Below are 6,988 nucleotides of genomic sequence, written 5' to 3' on the forward strand. Positions count from 1 at the left end.
CGGTCAGCAGCAGCTCCTGCGGTCGGTCCAGCCACCGGCGCAGGCTGCCGTCGTCGTTCCACACCTGCTCGGCGGGGACCAGCAGGCTCGGGTCCTCCGTCGACGCCAACAGGAACTCCAGCCGCCATGACGAGTCCACCGACGTCTGGTCGTCGTCGGTCTCGATCTCGGACAACCGGAATGTCGCCTTCGCCGGGCCGACCGTGCCGGTGCCAACGTCGTCCCACGGCCGCAACGCCTGGGCCAGCGCATCGAGTTCATCGGATTCCGCGTCGAACCGGCCGTCGAGACCGGTCAGCGCCGTCAACCAATCCTCCACGGCGGACCGACGTTTCACGCGCCCCCGGCGCGGGGGCAGCAGGTCGATCCGCGGCAACGCCGCGCGCACGGCGGCATCGACCATCGCATCCAACGCCGAGGCCACCAGCTCGTGCGGGTCATGCCCGCCAAGTTCGGCCCGGCACACCGGCGGCATCGCCGAGGCCAGTGAGGTCATCGCGACCACGTCGCGACCCTGCAACACCGGACGCCAGGACGCGATCGCGCCGTGCGTGTCGCGCCGCAGCTGCGGCAGCGCCCGACCACGCTCGACCAAATCACGCGCGAAAGCCGCCAGTTCGGCGAGATAGCCGACCGACGCGCCGTACCGGATGTCCGTGGCGGGCTCGTCGATCGCCGCCAACGCGGCTCCGGCATCCAGTTGCACGACCGGAACCGTCCACGCCAACAGCGTGGCGTCGGTTCGCGCTGGCGGGCGCGGGATGACCCGGATCAGCTCCGGTGAGTCCAGCGGCGCTGACCGCAACGACGGCAACAGCAGCACGCAGGTACCAGGCTTGCCCGGATGTATCGCCGCGATCGCGTCGGCGGGCGCCGCGAACGGGTGCGGCCGCGCAGAACGCAACGCCTGACTCGGGCTCTTCACCAGCAGATCGGAGTCCTCCGCCCACAGCCCTAAACTGCCCGACATGGACCAGAAGCCGTGCAGGACCAGCATTCAGTTCCCTCTTTTCGTGCTGCGCGACGTTAGGCTAACCGGGTAGCTCAGCCGCCGCTGACCTACCCGAGATCATCGAGTTCGTCCTCGAAGCACCCAAACGGTGCCCCGCCGGGGGTATGGCCGACGACGAACATCCGCCGATCACCCACCCAGGCCCACTCGGGATCGTCGAATTGCCCCGCGTCGAAATTGTCGGCGGACCGGCGAGCACGTTTCGCAGTTCCCCTCCACCTGCTGCGCCGCCGCTGCACGGACCGATCGTATCGGGCAGCCCCTACCAGATGGGGCCGGAGACACGATGTCCGAATCCCGCGTGTTCGCGCAAGACCCGCCTAACTCCTGCGACGTTTCATTGCCCAGAGCTGCCATCGACTGCATCAGAAGGGTGGCGGCTCGTCGTCGCTGGTGGGTAGGGGTTCGGCGAAGTAGCTGACCATCTGGGCACTTTGGGCCAGGCGGGCTTAGCGGTTCCGGCGTCCTTCGGCGGTGATGCGCTGGGCCCGGTTCTGGGCTCGGGTGCGTTGACGGCGAGGCATTAGCGCACCACGGTCGCGCAGTGGTCGACCGGGACATCCGCCACTGGCGGCTCGCCGGAGGGGACGCACAGGCTGGGGAATAGCAGCGTGCTGCCGGGCGTGGTGACATAGGTGTGTCCTGACGGGGTTGTCGAGTCTGTATGACGGGGTGAGGATGGGCTGTTTGTGCTGCTCAGCCGTGTCGCCACGCTGATTCCCAGCTCCCAGCTCGATCCTGCCGCACGTTCACGGGTGCCCGCGTGCAATCGTCTGCGCGCTGACAAGCGACGCTCATGGTCAACCGCCGTCGACAACGCCAAACGGAAGGCTGATGCGTCGAAAGACTGCGAAGAAAACCAACCCGGATTGATACACGCGAAAGGGGCACTGAGAACGGCCGAGTCACTGGCCGCAGGACGCAGTCATTGCCGCGGTCGCCTAGGAGGAAGACAACCTTACGCAGCCGCCTGCAGGGCGATCTCGGAGATTTCCATCCGGCTCTGGCCATCGGTGGTGCCCAAGGTGGAGATCCACACCAGCACATTGGAGGTCTTGGTCCGGTCATGCACCGCTATGCGGTTGTGCCCCGGCTGCAGTGGCGTGGTTGGGGTCAGCTCGATGGTGTCGGCCAATTTGGCTGGGGCTCCGGTGGGCGACGAGCGGATCTGCACCTGGGTTCCTGTGCTGGACACGTCGATCGTCACGGCGCTCAGCGCGGTCGGTTCGGACAGGTGCAGCAACAGACCCATTCCCACGATGAATTTCGGGAAAGGGACGGCGTCCTTATAGGTAACGGTGGACCACGCCGTGTCTGGGTTGCCGTCGATCGCCAAGTTGGCCTGCTGCGGATTGTCGGGGGCACCGTCGGGTGAAAACACCGTTGCGCTCACTGGCTTGACGATTGGTCCGGGGCGAGTCCAGATGCCGAATCCCTCAGTGAAGTACAGAACCGCAGCCGCGGTCAACACGATCACACCGACGACGGCGACGAGTGCAACGATCCGGACCTTTCTGCCTTTCGGTGCCTCGTCTCGCGGCGATTTGGCGCGGACCTGGGACCGGCGTCGCTTCGGACGAGCTCCGGCTGAAAAGTTGACGATTTTATCGGCATCGAGGGTGCCGCCGTCCCAGAAGCCGCTGACCTCGACCTCATCCCCGTCTGCGAGCTGACCCGCTACGAGATGCGTTTGTATCTCGACCGGAACAGGACCACGCCGGTCGCCTAGTGGGTCATATGGGACCACCTGGAATGACAAGATCCCGACCTGATCTTGTGCACCGACCGCGCTCTGCTGTACGCCGCGTGCTGTCCCATGAACGACCACACGCTCGAGACGCTGCGTCGGTGGACGCTCGCCTGAACCGAGGTCCTCGGCGGGGGCCGACCCCGACGTCTGCGAGCCGGATTGCGGATGCGCTGGAGCGGCATCGCGGCGCGGACCCTGCTGCGTGAGGGCTCGGGCAAAGTCGACGCAATTCGGGTATCGCTCGTTCGGGTCTTTGGCCAGCGCCCTTGCCAGCACGGCGTCGAGGTGCGCGAGATCGGGTCGGCGCTCCGATATCCGCGGTGGTGGCGTACTTAGATGGTGGCTGATTACGGCAGCGCGATTTGAGTCTTGAAAAGGTGGGGCGCCGGTTAGTAGGTGAAAGGTCGTGGCAGCCAGCGCATATTGATCCGCTCGGCCGTCAAGCGGCTTGCCCAAGAGTTGCTCGGGGGCCACGTAACTGATAGTTCCCACGGCGACGTTGGCGTCAGTGAGGTTGCTGACGTCATCGATTCTGCGAGCGATGCCGAAGTCGGTTAACAGCACCCTGCGCCGGTGGCCATCGGACGCGGTCACGAGGATGTTCTCCGGCTTGACGTCACGATGGAGCAGGCGGCGATAATGACCGAAGTCGAGCGCATCAGCCACCGCTGTCACGATTTCCGAGACGTCTTGTTCTGGCATGCCGCCCGGGTGGCGCTCCCGAACCAATCGACCTGCGTCAGTGCCGTCCACGTAGTCCATCGAGATCCAGAGCCGGCCGTTGAACTCGCCACGATCGAGAACGCCGACGATATGTGGGTGCCACAGCGTCGCTGCCAATTCCGCTTCGCGATTGAATCTCGCCCGAAACTCCTCGTCGGCTATTGAGGCCAATGACAAGATCTTCAGCGCGTCGTGACGAGGCAGACGAGGATGCTGGGCGAGGTAAACCTCACCCATACCACCAGTGCCGAGCAAGCGCTGAATAACGTAGCCAGCGAAGACCTCACCGTTGTTCAACGGCATGTCCGAAAGCCTACAAACCGGCACGGCCAGGTAGCGAATTCCGCCGACGAGGAGTAGGACCGCCGCGCCACCGACCACTGGCAAGGAATCGAAGAGGGCAGGCCAAACGCGGCCAACGGTGTGCCTTAGCCAGACGTAAAAGAAATCTGACAGATCTGAATACCCGATGTTGTCGTAATAGGGCAGTTCCGTACATGGTTACTGCTTATCTGCTTAAGTGGACTAGTTTGCTTAAGATACGTCAAAGTTGTTGCTGGGCAGTGGTTTAGGAGTCGATCGCAGGGTTTGCTCTGGGCCTTCGGCGCCGCCGATGAGGTCGGCCAGGGGGTGGGGATCGGTGTTGACGCTTTGTTGCAGGAGTCGGTAGAAGAGCATTCCGCGGGCCTTTGACCTGCGGCGGTTGAACCGGAAGGTGAACTCGTCGAGGTAGTACTGCAGGTGCTCGCGTTCCACGCGGTAGTGGTGGGTGCCGGCGTTCCACCGTTTGAGCAGCGAGGCCACACGATGGGGTCCGGGTAGGGTGACGTGTCCCGGTTCAGGCGAGCTGTAGCCCGACACGTAGTGGTGGGTATAGCCCTCCTCGGCGAGAACCCGGAACATCCGTGCGCCGTCGGTGCGGATCAGCGAACCTGGCGCTACCGTCGTGCGGGCGAAATCCACGAGTTGTTTGGAGCCTGGCGCATCGGCGACCCCAAGTCGTACCCGGCCGAGTCGAAGCTTCCTATTCGCTGGTGTTCCGAGGTTTTCCACCGCGATCATGACAGGAGCCTTGTCCGTTGAGGCACCCTGTTTTCCGGTGGCGCGACCACCTACAAAAGACTCATCGACCTCAACGGCACCAGTGAGCAGCTCACGCTCGGGACGTACCATCGCCCGGCGCAGCTTGTGCAGCCACACCCAGGCCGTCTCGTAGGAGCCCAGGCCGAGCATGTCGTGCAGATGCTGCGCCGAGGCCCCGTTCTTCTGCGAGGTCACCAGCCAGATCGCGGCGAACCACGTGCTCAGCGGCGTGCGCGTGCGGTGAAAGATCGTTCCGGCCGTCACCGATGTTTTGCGTCCGCAACCGGCGCACTTCCAATGTGCCGTAGAGGTCTGCCACGCCCGATCGCCACCACACACCGGGCACCGGAAGCCCTCTGGCCAGCGCAAACGCGCTAGATACGCCGCACACGACACATCATCGGGAAACCACGCCCGAAACTCCTGATACGTCCGCGGATAGTCCAACCCGCCGACCGGACCCACACCAGCAAAACCCACGCTGACCAGCATAAGTCCACTTAAGCGGATAAGCAGTACATGGTTTCGGCGTGTTGCAACGTTATGAGTGTGGCGGACGGCTCCGTTGATTCGAGGATCGAGTCCTACCGCCCCGACCAGAACAGCATTGAACACACATTAGAACCGTTGACTCCAAGAAGAATTGGGCAGAGCGTCGTGAGCTGATCGGTGATCTTCGCGGTGGGACCACAACGTGTGCTCTCATCGCCGCCGCGACCGCCAGGAGGATGAGCGATCCTGCGCCCTCCCTTGGTCTCGTCAAACCCACCGTCACCAAAGTTTCCGTCAAGCCGGGTGCCCCCTGGACAGAGGACCAGTTACTGAAGATCGAAAAGGCGAGCCAACCTGACCTTTTCGGCCCTGGGCTGAAGCCGCTCGAAGCGATGCCGGTCGAGGTCCGCTACGCATACAAGTGCGCTGACCCCGCTTGCACTGGGCATGACCAGAAGGTGCTCGATTGGGAGCTGGGTGAGTCAGGGCGCAAATGGCAACACCAGTACGGCACCGACACAATCAACCAGGTACGGAAGAAGTGGGAGGACATGATGACGGCTGCGGACCGCGACCTACATTTCTTCATCGGAAATCAGCACCAGCGCCGGAATTCATTCTCAGTCCTCGGCACGTTTTGGCCGAAGCGGGTCGACGAACAGCTCGGCTTGTTCGGTCTCTCAGACGTGGACGACTGAGGCGTTCGGGACGACCTCAAGGATCCGACGCGCGACAAGAGCGCGATGGCATTCGGCGTGGTCCTGCTCGAAGCACAACAACGCCACGACACCGCCGTCGAGAAGTTCGACGACGTGCTCAAGTGCTGCCTCTGCCTCGTCACCATCGAGCACTTCCTGGTACCGCTCGATCGAGGCGCGGTCGCCAGCGCGGAAACCCGCCCTGTTGTCCTTGGGGTTGCCCAGGGCACGGTGGTGAACGTAGCGGATACCGACGGTGGCGAGAGCGGCGTCGAGTTTCATCTTCGACAATCCCGGCTTGCGGCTCAGCGGGGTAAGCCGTACATCGACGAGAACCTGCACGTTATGCGCGAGGAGATGATTGACCAGGTCATCGACAGTCTTCCCCTCGTAACCGACACTGACGAGTGCTGGTGTCCGCGAGCGCATGGCCAAGATGATGCCCGATCCGAGCCGCCAGGCGGAACTTCACCAGAGAATTCGTATCTCAATCGTTGTCTCGGAGTGGTGCGAAGATCCCAGCCACGGATCACAGCTCAGACAACTGTCATTGGCACCACCCCCAGGCGGGTTGGCCAACCGGGTAATGGGCGAGACCGTGCCGGTCGCCGAGTGCCCCGGTGACGATTGCAGGTGTGTAGCCAAGCAGCTCACGCGCCGGTGCAGCATCTGATTGGTCCGCAGTCAGTCCGCAGCACGTCCGTCATCAATCACACGCGATCAACACCATCAACACTGCTGACCTGGGATATCGCACCCCAACCAACGCGCCCAACTCAATCAAACGCGCTGGTGTCGTGGTTCGGGACGAAGAGGCCGTGGGTTCAAATCCCGCCACCCCGACCAGGAAATGGCTGGTAGAAGCCGTATTCAGTACGGCTATGCGGTTTGCTGCAGCGTACTGGATACACTTTCTCCCTGCGACGTGTTCCAGCGCGCCGACCGGACACACCAGCGCGGCTCCGATAACGTCGACGGACGTGACCGTCGCCGCCACCCGAACAGTGCTTGCCGGTGTTTTGTCCACCGGCGTCTTGTCCACCGGGCTGGCGGCAGTATCCGTAACCGCTGACCCTGGCAACCTCTCCGGCTCGTCGGTGGCGCGCAGCGCTTATGTCGCCGTTTCGGTGGCCACGGTGTGGACCACGCCGCAGAGCCCGCGTCCAGTCGACCATCCCGCCCTGACAAATCCGGTCGATATTCGCGGCTGGCTGTCGGACATGACGCCGG

General features: G+C 63.5%; 5 protein-coding genes and 2 pseudogenes. 2 read left to right on the forward strand and 5 right to left on the reverse strand.

Going from position 1 to position 6,988, the window contains the following annotated elements:
* The 4 genes and pseudogenes from ACLP4W_RS22005 to ACLP4W_RS22020 form a co-directional block, all read right to left on the reverse strand.
* A pseudogene (locus ACLP4W_RS22005) lies at nucleotides 1–997 on the reverse strand (ATP-dependent helicase); the annotation flags it as partial.
* Between the two features lie 62 nt (nucleotides 998–1,059).
* A complete protein-coding gene (locus ACLP4W_RS22010) occupies nucleotides 1,060–1,251 on the reverse strand; it encodes a hypothetical protein (RefSeq protein ID WP_442389539.1) in 192 nt (63 codons plus the stop codon).
* A 719-nt stretch (nucleotides 1,252–1,970) separates the two neighbouring features.
* Nucleotides 1,971–3,788, reverse strand: coding sequence for a serine/threonine-protein kinase (locus tag ACLP4W_RS22015; protein ID WP_442389540.1), 1,818 nt, complete (start codon nucleotides 3,786–3,788; stop codon nucleotides 1,971–1,973).
* A gap of 231 nt (nucleotides 3,789–4,019) precedes the next feature.
* Complete coding sequence (locus tag ACLP4W_RS22020; RefSeq protein WP_442389543.1) at nucleotides 4,020–5,033, reverse strand: IS1595 family transposase; 1,014 nt, start codon at nucleotides 5,031–5,033, stop codon at nucleotides 4,020–4,022.
* Nucleotides 5,034–5,296: 263 nt separating this feature from the next.
* On the opposite strand from ACLP4W_RS22020, the gene ACLP4W_RS22025 reads away from it, so the two are divergent.
* On the forward strand, nucleotides 5,297–5,758 hold the full coding sequence (locus ACLP4W_RS22025) for a hypothetical protein (RefSeq protein ID WP_442389541.1): 462 nt from the start codon (nucleotides 5,297–5,299) through the stop codon (nucleotides 5,756–5,758).
* Here ACLP4W_RS22025 and ACLP4W_RS22030 read toward each other — a convergent pair.
* Nucleotides 5,741–6,187: a DUF488 domain-containing protein gene (locus ACLP4W_RS22030; RefSeq protein ID WP_442389542.1), complete on the reverse strand. Its 447-nt coding sequence runs from the start codon at nucleotides 6,185–6,187 to the stop codon at nucleotides 5,741–5,743. The two genes, ACLP4W_RS22025 and ACLP4W_RS22030, sit on opposite strands and share 18 nt — an antisense overlap.
* A gap of 551 nt (nucleotides 6,188–6,738) precedes the next feature.
* Between ACLP4W_RS22030 and ACLP4W_RS22035 the strand changes: the two are divergent.
* A pseudogene (locus ACLP4W_RS22035) lies at nucleotides 6,739–6,988 on the forward strand (hypothetical protein); the annotation flags it as partial.

The sequence above is a fragment of the Mycobacterium sp. genome (assembly GCF_052145595.1).
Lineage (GTDB): Bacteria > Actinomycetota > Actinomycetes > Mycobacteriales > Mycobacteriaceae > Mycobacterium.

Excerpts from the sequence above, each read along its gene's own strand:
- ACLP4W_RS22025 (WP_442389541.1), top strand. The coding sequence starts at position 5,297 with ATGAGCGATCCTGCGCCCTCCCTTGGTCTCGTCAAACCCACCGTCACC.
- ACLP4W_RS22030 (WP_442389542.1), bottom strand. The coding sequence starts at position 6,187 with ATGCGCTCGCGGACACCAGCACTCGTCAGTGTCGGTTACGAGGGGAAG.
- ACLP4W_RS22015 (WP_442389540.1), bottom strand. The coding sequence starts at position 3,788 with ATGCCGTTGAACAACGGTGAGGTCTTCGCTGGCTACGTTATTCAGCGC.